The organism is Lamprocystis purpurea DSM 4197 (assembly GCF_000379525.1).
Lineage (GTDB): Bacteria > Pseudomonadota > Gammaproteobacteria > Chromatiales > Chromatiaceae > Thiodictyon > Thiodictyon purpureum.
Window position 1 is genome coordinate 1 of sequence record NZ_KB902505.1, and the last position, 17,424, is coordinate 17,424.

13 protein-coding genes are annotated in these 17,424 nt (G+C 57.7%); 8 read left to right on the top strand and 5 right to left on the bottom strand.

Annotated elements, in window-relative coordinates:
• Positions 1-36: 36 nt before the first annotated feature.
• Positions 37-2,616, bottom strand: coding sequence for a carbohydrate binding domain-containing protein (locus A39O_RS0117085; protein ID WP_456073030.1), 2,580 nt, complete (start codon positions 2,614-2,616; stop codon positions 37-39).
• 938 nt (positions 2,617-3,554) lie between these two features.
• Between A39O_RS0117085 and A39O_RS38650 the strand changes: the two genes are divergently transcribed.
• From A39O_RS38650 to A39O_RS0117105, 4 genes are all read left to right on the top strand, one after another.
• Entirely contained in the window at positions 3,555-4,412 is an 858-nt protein-coding gene (locus tag A39O_RS38650) for a sulfotransferase domain-containing protein (RefSeq protein WP_169338458.1), read from the top strand.
• Between the two features lie 216 nt (positions 4,413-4,628).
• Positions 4,629-5,996, top strand: a complete 1,368-nt coding sequence (locus tag A39O_RS0117095; RefSeq protein ID WP_020505888.1) for a hypothetical protein — start codon at positions 4,629-4,631, stop codon at positions 5,994-5,996.
• Positions 5,997-6,863, top strand: coding sequence for an SLBB domain-containing protein (locus tag A39O_RS0117100; RefSeq protein ID WP_020505889.1), 867 nt, complete (start codon positions 5,997-5,999; stop codon positions 6,861-6,863).
• Positions 6,847-7,833 (top strand): polysaccharide biosynthesis tyrosine autokinase, encoded by a 987-nt coding sequence (locus A39O_RS0117105; RefSeq protein WP_083924729.1) that lies wholly within the window; start codon positions 6,847-6,849, stop codon positions 7,831-7,833. Before A39O_RS0117100 ends, A39O_RS0117105 begins: the two co-directional genes overlap by 17 nt.
• Positions 7,834-7,871: 38 nt before the next feature.
• Here A39O_RS0117105 and A39O_RS0117110 read toward each other — a convergent pair whose 3' ends face one another.
• From A39O_RS0117110 to A39O_RS0117120, 3 genes are all read right to left on the bottom strand, one after another.
• Positions 7,872-8,864 (bottom strand): polysaccharide deacetylase family protein, encoded by a 993-nt coding sequence (locus A39O_RS0117110; RefSeq protein ID WP_020505891.1) that lies wholly within the window; start codon positions 8,862-8,864, stop codon positions 7,872-7,874.
• Positions 8,864-10,117, bottom strand: coding sequence for a glycosyltransferase (locus A39O_RS0117115; RefSeq protein ID WP_020505892.1), 1,254 nt, complete (start codon positions 10,115-10,117; stop codon positions 8,864-8,866). The genes A39O_RS0117110 and A39O_RS0117115 overlap by 1 nt, the downstream gene beginning before the upstream one ends.
• Positions 10,118-10,211: 94 nt before the next feature.
• Positions 10,212-11,357 (bottom strand): outer membrane beta-barrel protein, encoded by a 1,146-nt coding sequence (locus tag A39O_RS0117120; protein ID WP_020505893.1) that lies wholly within the window; start codon positions 11,355-11,357, stop codon positions 10,212-10,214.
• Between the two features lie 601 nt (positions 11,358-11,958).
• Here A39O_RS0117120 and A39O_RS33905 point away from each other — a divergent pair.
• The 4 genes from A39O_RS33905 to lpxC all read left to right on the top strand — a co-directional run bounded on the left by A39O_RS33905 (position 11,959) and on the right by lpxC (position 16,879).
• Complete coding sequence (locus tag A39O_RS33905; protein ID WP_083924730.1) at positions 11,959-13,332, top strand: glycosyltransferase family 4 protein; 1,374 nt, start codon at positions 11,959-11,961, stop codon at positions 13,330-13,332.
• A gap of 108 nt (positions 13,333-13,440) precedes the next feature.
• Positions 13,441-14,340 carry an SDR family oxidoreductase gene (locus A39O_RS0117130; RefSeq protein ID WP_020505895.1) on the top strand — a complete coding sequence of 300 codons (900 nt, stop codon included), beginning with the start codon at positions 13,441-13,443 and terminating at the stop codon, positions 14,338-14,340.
• A 31-nt stretch (positions 14,341-14,371) separates the two neighbouring features.
• Positions 14,372-15,445, top strand: coding sequence for a DUF1972 domain-containing protein (locus tag A39O_RS0117135; RefSeq protein WP_211211621.1), 1,074 nt, complete (start codon positions 14,372-14,374; stop codon positions 15,443-15,445).
• Positions 15,446-15,967: 522 nt separating this feature from the next.
• Positions 15,968-16,879, top strand: a complete 912-nt coding sequence (lpxC, locus tag A39O_RS0117140; protein ID WP_020505897.1) for a UDP-3-O-acyl-N-acetylglucosamine deacetylase — start codon at positions 15,968-15,970, stop codon at positions 16,877-16,879.
• Here lpxC and A39O_RS36740 read toward each other — a convergent pair.
• Entirely contained in the window at positions 16,876-17,316 is a 441-nt protein-coding gene (locus tag A39O_RS36740) for a DciA family protein (protein WP_157640226.1), read from the bottom strand. The two genes, lpxC and A39O_RS36740, sit on opposite strands and share 4 nt — an antisense overlap.
• Positions 17,317-17,424 lie beyond the last annotated feature (108 nt).

Sequence of the window (17,424 nt, forward strand, 5' to 3'; positions counted from 1 at the left end):
GGCAGCATTCGCCTCGGATCAGTTCAACAGCGATTCCTAGGGCCGAACCAGCACGATGGCATCGTAGGCCGGCAAGGTGACTTGCGTGACGGCGGCGCCGTCATTGACGGGATCCTGTCCGGTGCCGCGGATGCGCTGGAAGGTGCCGCCAAGATCGACCGTCCGTGCGGTCGGTGTCGCATTGACCACCACCACCGCGTTGTCGAAGTCGCGCCGGAACACATCGGCATTGCCGGCGAACAGGTACACCGAGTCAACCCACACATCGGTGCTCTCGCGGCCCACGTTGAACTTCACCTGGAAATTGCCGGTGCGCGGGGCGGTGAACGTAAACACCTGCCGGCTCCACTGCGCGGGGATCGTCATCTGTTCGGTTTCCTCGCCCACCGCGACCTGGATCGTGCGGATGGCGCTGGACTTCACGGCGAAGGCCAACGTGTACTGAACTCCGCTCTGGAGGCTCAGCGTCGGACCCTTGGCGGCGGCACCGGCCTCCGTCTTCGCATACACTTGATGTCGGCTGATGCGCAGCGCACCCGCGCCCTCCAGGACGTTGGCCGCACCGCTTTCACGCGTCACCGAGACATTGGTGCCGCTCCAGCCGGTCACGTTCGTGTCGAAATTGCCGTTTGTCAGCAGATTACGCTCGGGGGCAAAGACCACCGGGTCATAGATGCGATAGCGCGGCCCCAGCGGGAATCCCATCCAGCCCTTGTGCTGGAGCACCTGCGCCTCGTTCGCCGGGTTCGAGGCGATGGCCCGGCCGAAGGTCGGCGAGCCGGCCACCACGTCGACAGCATACTCGTCCCACCAGGGATCACCCACGCCGGTATTGTTCTCCTGCGCGTAGTAGCCGTCATCGAGTAAGGTCAGGCCCAGGCTGAAGCGGAATGGCGCATTGCTGGTTCCGGGCGTATCGTAATACTCATAGCGCAGGGTCGACACCCGATTGATGGTTTGCGAATAGCGGGGGCCGATATTGCCCTGGTGCATCAGCATACTATACTGCGACAATCGGCCGTCGATCTCCCGATAATCGGGTGCCGCGCTGCCGATGTTCCGCTGGGGCCAGGCTTCCATATCGTTGCCGTTCAGCGAGGTGAAGCCGCGGGACTCGGTCATCCCACCGACGATCAGCGCATTTGGTATACGCTCGCGCAAGATGGTATAGAAGTCATCCAGCCCTTGACCCCAGAGGTTGACGCCGGTGGAGGAGATTCCCTCATCCAGCACCAGATCATTATTGACATCCGGTTTCTTATTATAGGAATCCATGATGAAATGGAAGTCCGTGTCGAACATCACGCCGGCGATCTTGGCGGTTGTCGCCTTGCCGTTTTGATCCTTGTCGTAGTTGGCGGCCAGCCATTCGGCCATGACCCGGTTCATGCGTTTGCCGTTGGCGTCCAGCGGACAGGTGGTGCTGTGGTTGTAGACCCAGATCTCGGGCTCGCCGGCGTCGCCATTGCCGATGACATGCTCGGCGACGATCGCACCCGCCGGATGCGACCGGGCGGTCGATTTCATGCCGCGAGTGCTCAGGGTCAAGGTCTTGGTCGCGGTGTTCACCGCGGTGACGCGCGCATGTTCCGCATTGAGGAAGGCGCCCGCACCACCGTCATAGATGACGATATAGCGGCCGGCGGTGAACCGACTCGGGTCGGAGACCTGGACGGAGGTCGTGGTGGCGGTAATGGCGCTCAGCAACGCACTGCCGGGGGCATAGAGCCAGTGACCGGCATAGACCTCACAGCCNGTGGTGGCAGGGCCGGTGCCGTTGAAGGGCATGCCGCTGCCGAAGGCGCAGGGGTTTGNATCNCCATAGCCCTGGTAGCCGAACGGTGAATGGATACGCAAGGCCGCGGTATCCGGATTGATCGCCTGGACTGTTGCCATCCAACTGAAGCGGGACGACTTCGCCTCGATCACATCATATTTTGAGAATTGCTCGGCAGTGCCGGTGACCCGAATCGGGCCGGTGGTAATCCGGGGGAACGGCCGCTCGCCCAAGTCGGAATCTACTTCGGTGTCCACACTGTCGGTGGTATCCGCGTCTTCCAGATAAGGATGACCGCACGGCCCCATGGTCCGCAGATCCACGGGCGAACTGACCGGCGTCCGACTGGGCCCGACCAGCAGAACGCCGGTCGGCGCCGTCACGTTAACGCACACCGGCGCACCAGACGGAAACTTGAAATCAAAAGCATCTTTGGCCGTTCCTTTGGAAAGCAAAAGGAATTGGATGATCGACGGATCGCTATTATCCAATAGATCGGTTGTCTCGATCGACGATTTGACGACTGACTCCGCCGCTTGCGCGCCCGTCACTGTACCGATATAGGTCAAATTGGTCGCACTGCGCCCGCCGGTCGTCGACAGCGTCCAAGTTCCGGTCGCGCAGTTCTGCCACAAGAATGTAGCGGCACCGGTCGCCAAGGTGCTCGGCGGCGCCCCGCAACTGTCTACCGCGGCCCCGGCAGTGCCAATGATGACGCCATTGGCTCCAACCACTACCCCAGCGAGCAACAGCAGCTTCATGGCATGAAAGAGCCGTGTGTGCCGACATACCGGATTTAGCTTCGCGGTGGAAATGGAGATCGTCTGCTGGGTTTTCATCTTGGTGCCCCATGGGCGTTTGAGTTGCGCTTAGTTTGCCGAACAATGTCGGCAAAGCTCCCTTTACGTCTTGCTGAGTCGATGAACTGCTGCTCACCGTTGGCGAAACTATAGCGGAGCACTCCCCCGGGAGTCGTGACGCGGTTCTCGTTAATTTCCCTGCTGCTTCGTGCAGTGTGATCGCGTTCTCACATCAGTAACAACGTCCCTTTTCGGATCAGCACAGTAACGACGCGGATCCTGGTCAATAAGCAAGTGGCGGAACAGTACTGCTCAAAGCATGGCCGCGGCCCCTGTCGTTGGCGGCAACGCCGAATAGCAAGTACAGCGCTGCCGCCTTGAGAAACGACGGGCGGTCCCAGCGAAAGATTTGTCGGCCCATGCGCCGGAGCGCAAACCACCCCCGACAGCGGCGGCAATGCGTGACGCGTGACGCGTGACGCGTGAGCAGGATGTCCGAACCAGCGCGGCGCCGCCAAGAGGATCTATGGTCCATCGCGCGTCGCGCGTGCCCTGACTCGGGGCCGCAGCCGGCCTGGATCATCCTTCCGGCCGGGTGGAAAAGCGCTAGTGCAGTCCACCGAATCCCGCTCCGCCGCTGGTGGACTGCGCCGCGCTTGTCCACCCTAAGAGATTCTGTGGCCGGAACCGTCATCAAGGCCCCGCAGAGCACGCACCCCTTCGCACCGATGCGCAAGGCGGCGCGACATGCTAGGCTTACGCTAACGTCACCGGGTTGGTCACCTAGGCACGACGAAAAGGTGCCGCCAACGGAGCGCCGCATGCCGCGCACCGGCTCCCAGCGGTGCGAACTTCACCGTGCCGTGGCCCGGTCAGTGACCGACCGATGGTCCGTTCGCGCTAGACGAGGTGTGTAGCAGGGGCGGCAGCGCCACTTGACTAAGAATCAGCTAGTTCCTGATGATGGTAATCAGATCGTGAAAAGACAGTTGTTCGTAGGTATCGGTGTCCAAAAATGTGCGACGACCTGGCTCTACGATATCTTGCTCGATCACCCGCAGGTCGCGTTGAGCAAGCTCAAAGAGCTCGATTTCTTCTCTTATCATTTTGGGAGAGGATATCAATGGTATGAGGAGCAGTTTCCCCAGGACCGTCCGGGGTGCTTGGTCGGCGAGATCTCGCCATCCTACTTCATCGACGCCAACGTGCCTGAGCGCTTGCAAGCCTATGCGCCGGAAGCTAAACTGGTGGTGTTGCTGCGCGATCCGGTCGAACGGGCAGTTTCCAACCACCGTCACGAAGTACGGCTCGGTAATTTCCACGGCGATGACATCTCGTTTGTTGCCGGCCTCGCGAATAACCCGCTTTACCTCGAACAGAGTCGATACGGAACTCACCTGCTGCGCTGGCTCAGGCATATTCCCGCGTCCCGTATGCTCGTCTTGTTTCAGGAAGACATCGATCGCGAACCACAGGCGGTCGCTCAGCAGGTATACCGGTTTCTTGATGTCGACGATCGACACGTCTCGAATGCAGTCGAGGGGCGCTCGAATGAAAGTCATGTCCATCGCTCTCGCGTGCTCGAACGTGCTCGGCGTGCTGCTCGCGACTTGGTGCGCCTTATGGGTATCGATGGGGTCTGGCGCGCGGCACAGAAGGCCGGGCTGCAATCGCTTTACCGGCATTTGAATCGTCGCCCGCCGGAAGCACGGATCCCACCGGTAGCGGCCGCAACTCGAGAAGGATTGCGCATGCTCTTGGCGGAAGAAATTCGATTGGTCGAAGAGATTACCGGGCGGTCGTTGCCGCAGTGGCGGGGCGAAACCCCGCAATAGGACATGGCAGTGACGGCTGTCGAGCGACGCGTTCAGCAGAGCGCAGGTTTTATTGCTACAAGAAATTTCGTGTCCGCGACGATCCAGTTCGCCGAAATCCGCGGGCGATTCGATCGCGATTGATGCGTGATCCTTTTTCTATCAAACCAATACCCATGTGACCTGCGCGTTCGTTGCGGTTGCATCGTAAAGACTGTTTGAGATCACGAGAGAGCCATGACGATCAGTTCACTGATAGAGATCCTGAAGAGCCGGCTGTGGCTTGTGCTGCTGCTCCCAATCGGTGCAGCAACGACAGCCTTGTTTCTGGGTACGCTGAATCCGGTCACCTATTCAACACATGCGACGATCCTGCTCGATTATCGCAAGCCATTGGAGGGAGAACTCGCCGGCGAGTTGCTGCCGGTTGGCATGCAGCCCAGCTACCTCACCACGCAGATGGATATCATCAAGAGTCGCCCAGTCGCTGAGAGAGTGTCAGCGTTACTCGAGCTGTCCGGCTCGCCGCTGTGGAGGGAACGCTTCGACAGCACCGACGCGCCTCCTGAAGCATTTCCAGACTGGATCGTCGGAACGTTGCTGGAGCAATTGGAGGTTACGGTCGGTATTGAGACCCGACTGATCGACATCTGGTACAAAGACCCTGATCCCGCTACCGCCGCCAGCGTGGCCAACGCCTTCGTTGACGCTTACCGCGAAACGGTCAAACAGTTGGGTGGCACGCCCGCGCTGGAAACGGCCGAATCAGTCGATAAGTTGCTTGCCAGACTCCGGGAGAATCTCGAACGTGCGGAAAATCGAGCCAGTGATTATCAGGCGCGGATGGGGATCATCGCGACCGACGAGCGACTCGATGTCGAAACCGAGCACTTGAACGAACTGATGCGTGAAAAACTGGCGGCGGACGCAGGTCTTCGGGTGGCGGAGAGCCGGCTTGACGGACCCGCTCAGGCGGATAGTCCAGCAGGAGCGGGCAGTGTCGCGTCGGAAGTCATCGGCAACGACCTGATCAATAGTTTGCAGATCGACTTGTCCCGCAAAGAAGGAGAACTCGCCGATCTTTCCACTTCGCTGGGTGAGCGACACCCACAGCTGGTCAAACTCAAGGCGGAGGTCGAAAGCCTACAGCAGAAGTTGATCGCCGAGACTGAGCGGATCGTCTCAGCGACTCGCGCGGAGGCGGTGCGGACCCGGCGCTTGTCCGAGGCAGCACAGCAAGCCGAGGAAACTCAGCGAAAAAAGGTACTTGAATTGAAGCAACTGCGCGACGGATTACAGCCGTTGCTGCGCGAGCTTGAGAGTGCCAAAACCAGCTATGACCGCGCGCTTCAGGTGTATAGCGATTATGCGATGCACAGCGAACTCGGCCAAACGAACATTTCCGTACTGAGTCCGGCAGTCGCTCCAACCGAGCCATTGCCTTCCAATAAGGCGCTCAAGGTTGCCAGTGCCTTTATCGGGGGATTGGTGTTTGCGCTTGGACTGGTGATGCTTTGGGAGTTAGCGGATCGCCGGGTCCGCGGGAAAGAAGGCATCGCAGGGCTGGGAGATGCCGGCTACCTTGGCGGGCTGCCGAAGGCTTGAATGCAGCAGCAGGTTGCGGGTATGGACTCAGTCCTTTTAAGGTTTTGTCGTCTGCTGATACAGGAGAATGAGATGCGGCGCAACAGCATTATTTCGGCGCTCACCGTGCTTCTTTTTGTTTTGTCGCTGGGTGCTCTGGCTGACCAGTCGTATCGCTTGGGCGCCAACGATGTCATCCGCGTGACTGTCTACGGACATGCTGACCTGAGTACGGTCGCCCGAGTCGCGGAGAACGGGGGGGTCACCATTCCGATCATCGGTGAAGTGTCCTTAGGCGGACTGACCGGCAGAGAAGCCGAACTTAAGATCCAGTCGCTGTTGAAGGAACAGAAGATCGTCAAGTCTCCCCAAGTGACTCTCATCGTGGATAAATATGAAAGTCAGCGGGTGTCGGTCTTAGGAGAGGTCAAGAAGCCGGGTGTGTACCCCATTACACGCGGGAGTTCTCTTATGGACCTGATCTCAGAGGCCGGCGGACTCGGCGAGGAAGCCGGGGAGGTCGCCATCGTGACCCGCAAGGATGAGGGGGCCGGCCGCGGCCGAGTCATCGATCTGGTCTCTTTGTTGGAGGGTTCGGCCGTGACGCCCGAGCCCACGGTCGCGGATGGAGATAGGATCTTCGTCCCGAGGATGGAGCGTTTCTACATTTACGGACAGGTCAATAAGCCTGGGGCCTATCGCCTGGAGCGGGGAATGACTGTTATGCAGGCGTTGTCTGTCGCCAGCGGACTCACCGACAAGGGGACTGAACGCGGAATCAAAGTCAGACGCAAGTCCGGCGACGGTACCGAACAAGAGTTTTCCGCACAGTTGACCCAGCGAATTCAGGCTAACGATGTGATTTACGTCAATGAAAGCATCTTCTAGTTCTTCGTCAAGCGATATCACCGCCGCCGTGAGCGATCTCACACCTGCGCTGGATGTACCTGTGGACAAAGCCCATGAATTCCAGTGGCTGACTGAGGTGCAGTTGCAGGGTCCGAATCACGACTTGGTGGCCGGGCGTTTTTCGCAGCGGAAACTTGGCGAAATCATGGTCATGCTGGAATTGCTCAGCGCTGAAAACAGAGATTTCGCGCTCGAACAGCAGGCAACGCTGCGGTTGCCATTCGGCGAGTGCTGCATACATCTGAACCTGATCGACGCGGAAGGTCTCTCCCAAGCGCTGGCATGGCAGTTCGGACTTCTTAGCCCGACCTCCAAGTCATTCACGCTGAGCGAAGATCTCGTGATGCTGACACGTCCGCTCGGAAGTTATGCCGAGGCGCTACGGAAACTCGGTAGCCGACTCGTGTCACACTGGTTACGACCGGGTCGAAATGTCTTGGCGATTACCAGCCCGGCGCCTGGAGAAGGCCGCAGCCATATGGCCGCAAATCTGGCAATCAGCCTGGATCAGGCGGGCTTGAGGACGCTTCTGGTCGACGCTGACTTTCGAAATCCAAGACAACACATCAACTTCAATGTGCCGCAGCATCCAGGGTTGAGTCGACTCTTATGCGGATTCGCGCCGGAAGAAGTCGTCAGGCAAATCCCGTATCTGAGTCACCTGTCGCTCATCACCTCAGGGCCAACGCCGCCCAACCCGTCTGAACTATTGACTCGCAATGGGCTGGCCGTGTTCCTGGAAAAGGCGCGGGAGTACTACGACATCATACTTATTGACACGCCGGCAAGTGTCGCGTTTTCTGACGCAGAGATGATCGCTTTGGCGTCAGGTAGTGCATTGATCATCGCCCGCAGGAACCGGACGCGCGAACGTGATGTGCGGAAACTCGCTGAACGCTTCACAAAAAACGGGGTTCAGGTTGTTGGAACCGTACTAAACAGTTACTGATCCAAGGACAGCCCCTTGCCGGCATGAGGGAAGTATGATCACTTGGCACGTGCAATAAAAATGTTCGCCATTTCCGTCATACCGACGGAACGCATGTGCCCAAGCGCCACTTCCTCCGCCACGGCAGCTGCCAAACGGCGAAGTTTATCGAAATCATGTTCATTTTCAAATTCGTAGGGATGAGCGTATAGATGAATGACTTTCTTCTCTCGCGCGGCACGGCGGATACCACGGATCATGCTGTTGACACGCAACTCACTCAAACCGATCGAATCCAAGGCGTGATCGACCCGCCGATTCAGCCCAAACAACCATCGCGACGCGGGTAGATTGACTAGCCCGGAGTCATCAATGGATGGTAGATAAACCTGAGGCGTTGAGAGAACAGAGACATAGTGGTTGAAATGACGAAGAAAATTACCGATTATCTTTCTATAGTAAGCACGCGGCCAGACTTCCGCGCCGCGAAAGCAGGTAAAGCCGGCTTCCCGTAACAGATTGAGGTGACCAATACGGTTTCGCGGAAATACCATCGCCGTGAGTTTGACACCGTTCAGCCCTGCCACCCGAACCCCTTCGTTAATCTCAATCCGTGCCGCCTCGGTGCTCATTGTTCCCTGGCTGAAGGGTGTATGGGTATAACCGTGAAAACCGATCTCTTGTGGATTTGGGCTGTTAAGCAACCCCTCGATCATGTCTCGGGCATACCACAGGGGATGATCAGTTCCGATAATTTGGTCCGCGCAGGAATAGCGATTTCGCCATTCAAGAATCGGACAGACCTCACAGTCCATGCAGCGATCAAACCACATGTGCCCAACAATCGCCCAAGTCCCGACGATACCAAATTCATTGAGAATCTTGAGTATTTTCTCGACCTTGCGCCGCTCACGTGAACCATCGGGCGAGAACAGACGAGCGCGAATATCGTCGTAGTCGTAGTGCCCCCAGGCGAATTCCGTGTCCAATGAAAAAAGAAAATAGCCGCTGTCAAAAGATTGTTTCATTTTTTCTGTTTCCAAAAAAGCCATCAGGTGCGCACCTTCTTTTCCCTTACAGCGCGTTCAAGTCCACTTTGCAATTTCGCCGCTGATACCTGCCACGTCCACCGGTCCGCAGCACTCCTGGACTCTCGGCCTAATGCAGATAGCATGTCGCGTCCGCTCCACACCTGTTTCAGCGCGTCCACCAACGCTGACTGATCTGCGGTTTCGGCCCAGAAAACATAGGGATCTTGGCCTACGACATCAGTGTGGCAGACCACGCGGGTCGCTAAAATCGGCATTCCAGCAGCCATATATTCGAATAGCTTGATCGGACTACTCACGCGGAACTTCAGCTCGTCCGGAAACGGTAAGACACCAACGTGGGCATTGGCAAGCACCTTCCAAACCTCGCGATGCGGAACCGGAGGACCGACGCTGACGACTCCGGATGTCGTGCTCGCCAGAGCCTCAAGTTCCGCTTGCTGGTTGCCGCTACCCACGATCGAAAGCTGAAAATTCATGCCGTGCGTGTTGGCTTCGAGTACTGCCCGACAGAGCGCCGACAAATTTCTCTCGTGGCGCAGTGTGCCGATGTAAACCAGCCGTATCGGTTCGTCGCCGGAGGGCCAGCGCCGCATTTCCAGGGCAGAGCGAAACGCGCCCAGATCTACGCCGGACGGCCATACACCAAAAAGGCGTTCGGTTCTGATGCTCAGTGCCGAAGCCATCTGCTCGGTGATAACCAAATAGCCATCGACCCATAGATTCGCCAAGCGGTAGGTATACCGGTAGTAATAACCGCGGAGCCGGTCTCGCAGACGCGGTGTGACCGCATCCATAAACAGAGTCCGCACGTCCATGATAAATAGCGGACGGATGCGGGACGATAAGACATATCGCAAACGGGCAGGCAACAGCATAACGGTTGACAGCTCATGAAACATCACGACGTCGATGTCGTCACGATGAAAGAGCCAGCGCATGATCGACCAATGGAAAAAGACCTGCCCGAGGAAGTAGGTCGCCGGCTTTGGAACCAGCAGCAATCCGTCGCGCATCGCAATCGGCGAGCCATCCGATGTCGGCTGCACCAGGAATACATTCCAACCATTCTCGCGAAGCGCTTGTGCCGTCGTCAGCCATGTTGCAGCGTCAAGGATGAGGTTCAGGTCTGCGGTCTGGACCCATAACAAAGTCGGCCGCCGGCCGGTCGCTATCGGAGGTTGAGTATCACTCACTGCGACCGCCCGCGGCATATCGAACGCGGGCGACTCATTCTCGGTACGCCTCGAACTCATTTTCTTGCTCCTAATCAGCTTTGCAACCCACAATGACCGATGCCGACGGCATACTGTGACCGACAATCGCAAGCCGCCACGGCGCCTATCGACGCTACAGACCGATCGTTAAAGCAAGCTGCACATTCTGAAAGTCGTAATCTTTGAGTAATCGTGTGGACTCACGTGACCCCAGGCTATAGCCCAACGATAATCCGACATTCGTTTTCCATTTCCAGTCCCACCATATCCCGACGGTTGTCACGTCATCGACTCGGGAATCATTTTCGGAGACGTCGTCGGAAGTTTGAAAACTTTGATAATCCTGGCGCTGAAAACTTGCGAGAACGCGCAGGGTCGTTTTCGTGCTGATCCTCCACGTGGGCTCCAGGCTAATGCCATCGACAATGGCGAAGCTGACACTCTCATCCTCCAGATTGCTGAAGTCGCGCCAGACCAAGGCGTCGATGGAGGTTTTCCCGGTGACTTGCCAAGTTGCTCTGATGCGCCCGACCAAACCCTCGAAATCACGCTCGGACAGCACTTCGTGTCTGAAAGTCTCGTACTCGATGTTACCCTTGATCAGCGTCTTGACTGTCGGTTTCCATTCCGCGGTCGGGCCGATGTTCACTTGCGCGTAGTCGCGATCCTCCACATTCCAGTAATGCCCCTCAGAGTATCGCGTCTCGATGCCGAATACGCTCCCGGCAAGACTTACATAGTTGAGATTGACACCAATGCCAAAAAGCGTTTGATTTAGATCGACATTCTCGTCGAAAGCGGTGGTGTTCAGGTTTGCAAGCCCGCCGAGCCGCCAGCGGGGAGAGAGCAGCCGGCGCACGGTTGCATAAACCCTGTTACGATCGATCATGTCGTTGGTCGGAACATTCTCGTTCGCGAAGTCGCGCTGCCGCCGGACAAATGTATAGCCAAGATTCCCCTCCCAGAGACTTCCTGCGACCCACTGCCAGCGGATCGCGGCATCGCCCCCCGTGTTGTCATACTCGGCGAGCTTGTCGTAGAGCACCTGATAGATTCGAGCGTTCAGAAAGAGGTTCTGGCGCCCGAGATTGATCTGGGTGTCAAATCCCGCGGCAAGCGTCGTGTAGGTATCTGCCTCGGGTTGGTAGAGCGCTGACGGTACTGTCGCAGGCACGCGAGACGCCTCATCAGAACGACGCAAGGGATTGGTGTCATAAGCAACAGCGACGGTTGCGTAGGGATGCAGACCTTTGAGTGTCTCAAGCGGTAACTCAGCCATCGCCGGCGATGGGTATGCCTCAAACCCAACAAGCAATAACGCGGCCAAGTGTGCGCAACGGCATCTGGCTGGTGAGCCGAACAAGCACGGAGGAGCGTTCATAAGAAGACTTAACGCACTGAAAGTTATCGCTAATCACTACCAGGAAACCACCGGATGCAGCGCAGACTGCTCTGGAGTTTGAACCGCGATGGAGTACGGGTCCGAGCATAACTGTACCTCTAAAACGGCAAGGATGTCACTGGAGATCGACCATAAACAGTGTTTGAAGCCTTCCGGCGACGCGATCGGCTGACTTCTTCTTGAGAGCGCAAGGGCCAGTTCGGCGCAGGTGACAACACATCGCTGCCTGCCGCTCGCCAGCCCGGACGGGGACTCTGGCCGAAGATTTTTCGGCATCGGTCATCAACCCCGCCACATCGTGACCTGGTCGACCGTCGCGCCGACGCTATAGATCCGGCACTTACCGTCGCGTCAGCAGTACCGACCAGTCACCGCTTGCCGCCATGGCGATTGAGGCGCGTCGGTCGGTTGCACGCGCTACGGATTTTCCCGGCTATCACACCAACGCCGTCGGTCTCTTGCTGCGGTCTTGATGCCAATGCGCAACCCCGTAACGGTCTTGCCCGTCACCCGCATCGGCGCTATCATCCTTGACGACGCTTCGCGGCTACTATGTTTCAGCGGTTATCCCGAACCAGGATCCAGAGACTTGAGAGCACTTCTCGCAAACAAGTTCTTCTATCGCAAAGGTGGCGCTGAAGTCGTGATGCTTCAGGAGCGTGCCTTCCTGATCGAAGCAGGATTCGATGTCATTGATTTTGCGATGCAGGACTCACGTAACCTGCCGAGTGTCTATGCTGAGTATTTCAGTCCGAACCGGCTGTATGATCAACCGCTGGGCGCGATCACCAGGATCGGTACGGCATTCAGTCTGATTCATTCGCCCGAGGCCGTGAAGAAGTTCGAACAGCTAATCGAAAAGACACGGCCGGACATCGTTCACTGCCACAATATTTACCATCAACTGACCCCATCGATCATTCGCGTGGCAAAGGGTCGGAACATACCCGTCGTACTCACGTTACACGACTATAAACCGGTCTGTCCCACCTACACGCGCCTGCGCAATGGTCAGGTTTGCTCGGACTGCCTCGATAACCGCTTCTCGAACGTCGTCAAGCATCGCTGTGCTGACGGCTCGCTGAGCAAGAGTTTGCTCTTGTATGCGGAGGCCCAGGTCCAGCGCCTGCTTGGAAGTTACGAACAAGTCGACCGATTTATCGCACCCAGCGAGTTTATGCGGTCCTCCGTCACCCGGCACCGCTTTCCGAAAGACCGGGTCGAAGTGATTTATAACGGTGTGGATTGCAGTGAGATTTCGGCTTCGCATCATGACCGGGGATATGCGCTTTACATTGGGCGCTTGACGCCGGAGAAAGGCGTGGAGACGCTGCTTGCCGCACACGCCGGGATCGCCGAGCAGGTGCCGCTGGTCGTCGCCGGGACTGGACCGATGGAGGACGACCTGCGGGCACGCTATCCCAGGGCCAAGTACCTTGGACACCTATCAGGCAGCACGTTGGAAAACACTATTCGTGACGCATCGCTGATTGTCGTCCCCTCGGAATGGTACGAAAACTGCCCGATGTCGATCCTGGAAGCCATGGCACATGGAAAAGCGGTGGTCGCCGGCGATATCGGGGGCATTCCCGAACTGGTGCTGCATGAGAAGACCGGCCTCTTATTCCCACCAGGCGACCGTGCAGCACTGAAGGAATGCCTGACACGTTTGATGGCTGATCCGGACCTCCGACGCAGTTACGGCACCGCCGCGCGAAGCCGATTGGAAGCAAAGTTCGCACTTGAACAACACAACAGCGAACTATTGAAGCTCTATCTCAGCGTGATCGAGCAGTACTCAGGGCGTGCGTCGGCGGACACTGCGGAGCAATTGATCACCCATCGATCCTGACCCGGTGTCGAATTTTTGTTGTGACGCGTCCCGTCAGGGAGCCGTCGGCGCCCGTGGAGCGGCGGTCACCCGATTCTGCCCAGAACCCTCCAACTAACGAGTGTGAATATGAAAAAGAAGATTTATATCGCAGGATGCGGCGGGATGCTCGGCGAGGCATTCTACGCCCAGTTCAAAGAAGATTTTGATTTGAAATGCACGGACAAAGACGTCAACGAAACATGGCTGTCTTTCCTGGATTTCCGGGATTTCGAGGCATACAAACGTGACGTGAAGGCCTTTGCGCCGGATTATCTCTTCCATTTGGGCGCTTACACCGACCTTGAATTCTGCGAGCTTAATGCCGACGACACCTACAATACCAACACACTCGCCGTCGAGAACGCGGTTTCGTTGGCCAACAGCCTGAATATTCCAATACTTTATATTAGTACCGCCGGCATCTTCGACGGCAAGAAGGACCTGTATGACGACTGGGATACCCCGAATCCACTGGGCGTCTATGCGCGCTCTAAGTACATGGGGGAACGGTTTGTCGTCGAGAACGCACAACGCTACCTGGTCTGCCGTGCGGGATGGATGATGGGCGCAGGCCCCGCCAAAGACAAGAAGTTCATACAGAAGTTGATGAAACAAATCAAGGAAGGGCGGAAGGAGTTGTTCATCGTAAACGACAAAGACGGCACTCCTACCTACACTCACGACTTCGCGAAGACAGTGAAAGAACTGATCTCCAAAGAGTATTGGGGTCTGTACAACTGCGTCTGCGGCGGACAAACCAGTCGCCTTGAAGTCGCCCAGGATCTGGTCAAGCTGCTCGGCAAGGAAGCTGACATCAAGATTACTCCGGTCGGATCGGATCACTTCAAAGACATCTATTTCGCCGAGCGGCCGCCGTCAGAGCGACTGCTGACGAAAAAGCTTGACCTTCGGGGTGTGAATCAGATGAAGGAGTGGCGGCAGGCGTTGGCTATCTACCTGAAAGACTACTATGCCGGATATCTCTAAGCCGATCTCGCAGAAACCGCGAGTTCACATCGTGGGAACGCATGGCGTTCCCGCGAGGTATGGCGGATTCGAAACGTTGGCGGACTTTCTCTGCCAGTATCTGGCCGATGAGTTCGACATCACCGTCTATTGCAATGCCCACAAATATCCGGAGCAGCCGAAGGAATACCATGGGGCAAAGCTTGTTTACATTAAGATAGAGGCGAATGGTTTCAAAGGTATCTTCTATGACCTAATCACCTATGTCATGGCTCTGGCTAGGTCGGACATCATCCTCTATCTAAGTCCGGTGGGCTCTGGTTACATGACGCCTCTCAAGTTCCTCAGCAAAGCAAAAGTGCTGGTGAATCATGGCGGGCTGAATGAATGGGAGCGAGAGAAGCTCACCTGGTTCGAAAAAAAGTGGGCGAAGTTCAACCATCGGGTTGCGGCACGGTTCTCCGACGTCAATATCGTTGACAACGAGTTGTACAGGGGCAGTTTGAAAGACAACTTCGATGCCGATTCGATCGTGATTCGGTATGGTGGAGATCACGCGACCAAGATCGCCGCAGACCATGCTGCACTGGCGTCCAAGTATCCGTTCGTCAAGGAACAGTATGCCGTCAGCGTGGTTCGTGCACAACTCGACAACAACATCCACCTCTTACTGGAAGCCTTCGAGGATTTCGATCGGTTCAAGCTCGTTGTCGTATCCAACTGGGACGTATCGAGCTATGGCAAGGAATTGAAGAAGCGCTATAGCAACCGCGACAACATGATCTTGCTCGATGCGATCTACGCGAAAGACGAGCTTGATTTCGTCAGGGGCAACGGTTACCTGTACATTCATTCGCATTCCAGATGCGGTACGGCGCCGTCGCTGGTCGAAGCGATGAGTCTGGGGCAAGCCATTCTCTCATTTGACGTCGCCACCAATCGCGAGACGACTGAAGGCAAAGCCTTCTTCTTTCAAGATGCCGCCTCGCTGAAGAAGGTACTTCTCGGTCTCAGTGACGAGGCAATTGCAGCCAATCGATCAGAGATGAAGCGAATCTCCGGCAGCAAGTACCGATGGGAAGTCATATCCAAGCAGTACAGTGAGCTGATGAATCGATTCGGGTAAGGCTCCGCCGCAACGGCGACCATCGCCCGGCACCGTCCGGCGGAGCAATCCGCTGGATGTGCTTGCTCCGGTCGTCACTGCCGATCGTTCCCGCCTGGACAAGCGCCGGCGCAATCTGCCGGGTTCATCTTTCCCACCGGTGGACCCAGCAGCGCCTGCGCAGCCCTGATGACGGGTGGCCGGAACCCTGACCAAGGCCGTTGCGCCTGCCGGCACACCATCTTGCCGGAATCCGAAACTCGGCTTCGAGGCTGTTGATCCAAGACGCTGTCGGCCCGCGGCGGATCCCGGCGTCGCCGCAGGTGCTCGTCTCGGGCGGAGCGCAGCGGCCACCCAGGGAAATCCCGCTAGTGATAATTACATAAAAAACAAAGACGTTGCAGCATCTTCCATTCAGGACTTGATAAAGTTCCGGGAAAACCCTAAGCTTGTCTCAGGCCCGAATCTGCTCGGGCGTCATTTAGGGTGCTACGCCGAGGTCGGCGCAGCCTTTTGCGGTCTTGGGACGAGGGGGGCCGAACGATGGTCAAACAACGCACGCTGAAGAACGTGATCCGCGCAACCGGCGTGGGCCTGCACACTGGCGACAAGGTTTACCTGACACTGCGTCCCGCCGCCCCTGATACCGGGATCATCTTCCGGCGGGTCGACCTTGACCAGCCGGTCGAGATTCGCGCCTGTCCGCACAACGTCGGGGACACCCGGCTCTCGACGACCCTCGTAAACGGCGATGTCCGGATCTCCACGGTTGAGCACCTGCTGTCCGCGTTCGCGGGCTTGGGGATCGATAACGCTTACGTCGACGTCAGCGCGCCGGAGGTACCGATCATGGACGGCAGCGCCGGCCCCTTCGTGTTCCTGATCCAGTCCGCCGGGGTAGAGGAACAGAATCGCGCCAAACGCTTTATCCGCATCAAGCGCCCGATTGAGGTGCGTGATGGCGACAAGTACGCACGGTTTGAGCCCTATGACGGCTTCAGCGTGGAATTCACGATCGATTTTGACCACCCGGCCTTCAACGCCAGGGCCAAGCGCGCCAACATCGATTTCTCTACCTCATCCTTTGTCAAGGAGGTCAGTCGGGCCCGCACTTTCGGTTTCCTGCGTGACATCGAGGCACTGCGGGCGCAGAACCTCGCGCTGGGCGGCAGTCTCGACAACGCCGTGGTCGTCGATGAGTTCCGGGTCCTGAATGAGGAGGGCCTGCGCTACGAGGACGAGTTCGTCAAGCACAAGATCCTGGACGCCATTGGCGACCTGTATCTCCTTGGCCACACCCTGATCGGCGCTTTCAAGGGCTACAAGTCGGGACATGCCTTGAACAACGAACTCTTGCGTGCGCTGGTCGCAGACTCGGAGGCCTGGGAAGAGGCGGTGTTCAAAGATGGGGCACGGGCTCCGATCAGCTACGCCCAGCCGCTGGCACTCGCCTAGCGGTCCGGATCGATCGGGGGTACGCCCTGGCGGGACGCCAGGCGCCGAAAGACCTCCGCAAGCCCCGCATCGGCCATATGCTCGGCGCTGGCCGTCAGGTGAGCAACGACCGCGGGGGTCAACCTGGCAACCCGCCCCGTGGTCTGTCGCGCCCTTCGTTGGTCGCTCGGGCGCGCCCGAATCTTCACCCTGGTGATCCCCGCGGATGCCAGGCCCTGCGCCAACTCAGGCGCCAGATAGCGAAGACGGGTCGCCCACACGGCCGCATCCACGGTTACGGTCAGCGTGTCCTCGCTGGCTGTCGCCTGGAGGCAATGCGGCCGTGCCCCAGGGTTGAGCAGATCACGCACCCGCGCCAGCAAACCGTCCTCCCGGCGCTGGCACTCCAGGGCGTGCATGACTGCCGGGCTGCCGGTGAGCAGATCCCGAACGTGCACGGAACGAAGTCGAACAGGGCGTTTAGCAGGCATAGCAGTCCAGAGTATTGCTCTATTCAATAATTTAAATGATTGATCCAGCGCAACCATCAAGTGCATCCCGACGGT

Coding starts and splice junctions, on each gene's coding strand:
- A39O_RS0117095 (WP_020505888.1), top strand. CDS start 4,629: ATGACGATCAGTTCACTGATAGAGATCCTGAAGAGCCGGCTGTGGCTT.
- A39O_RS0117100 (WP_020505889.1), top strand. CDS start 5,997: ATGCAGCAGCAGGTTGCGGGTATGGACTCAGTCCTTTTAAGGTTTTGT.
- A39O_RS0117105 (WP_083924729.1), top strand. CDS start 6,847: ATGAAAGCATCTTCTAGTTCTTCGTCAAGCGATATCACCGCCGCCGTG.
- A39O_RS0117110 (WP_020505891.1), bottom strand. CDS start 8,864: ATGGCTTTTTTGGAAACAGAAAAAATGAAACAATCTTTTGACAGCGGC.
- A39O_RS0117115 (WP_020505892.1), bottom strand. CDS start 10,117: ATGAGTTCGAGGCGTACCGAGAATGAGTCGCCCGCGTTCGATATGCCG.
- A39O_RS0117120 (WP_020505893.1), bottom strand. CDS start 11,357: ATGGCTGAGTTACCGCTTGAGACACTCAAAGGTCTGCATCCCTACGCA.
- A39O_RS33905 (WP_083924730.1), top strand. CDS start 11,959: ATGCGCAACCCCGTAACGGTCTTGCCCGTCACCCGCATCGGCGCTATC.
- A39O_RS0117130 (WP_020505895.1), top strand. CDS start 13,441: ATGAAAAAGAAGATTTATATCGCAGGATGCGGCGGGATGCTCGGCGAG.
- lpxC (WP_020505897.1), top strand. CDS start 15,968: ATGGTCAAACAACGCACGCTGAAGAACGTGATCCGCGCAACCGGCGTG.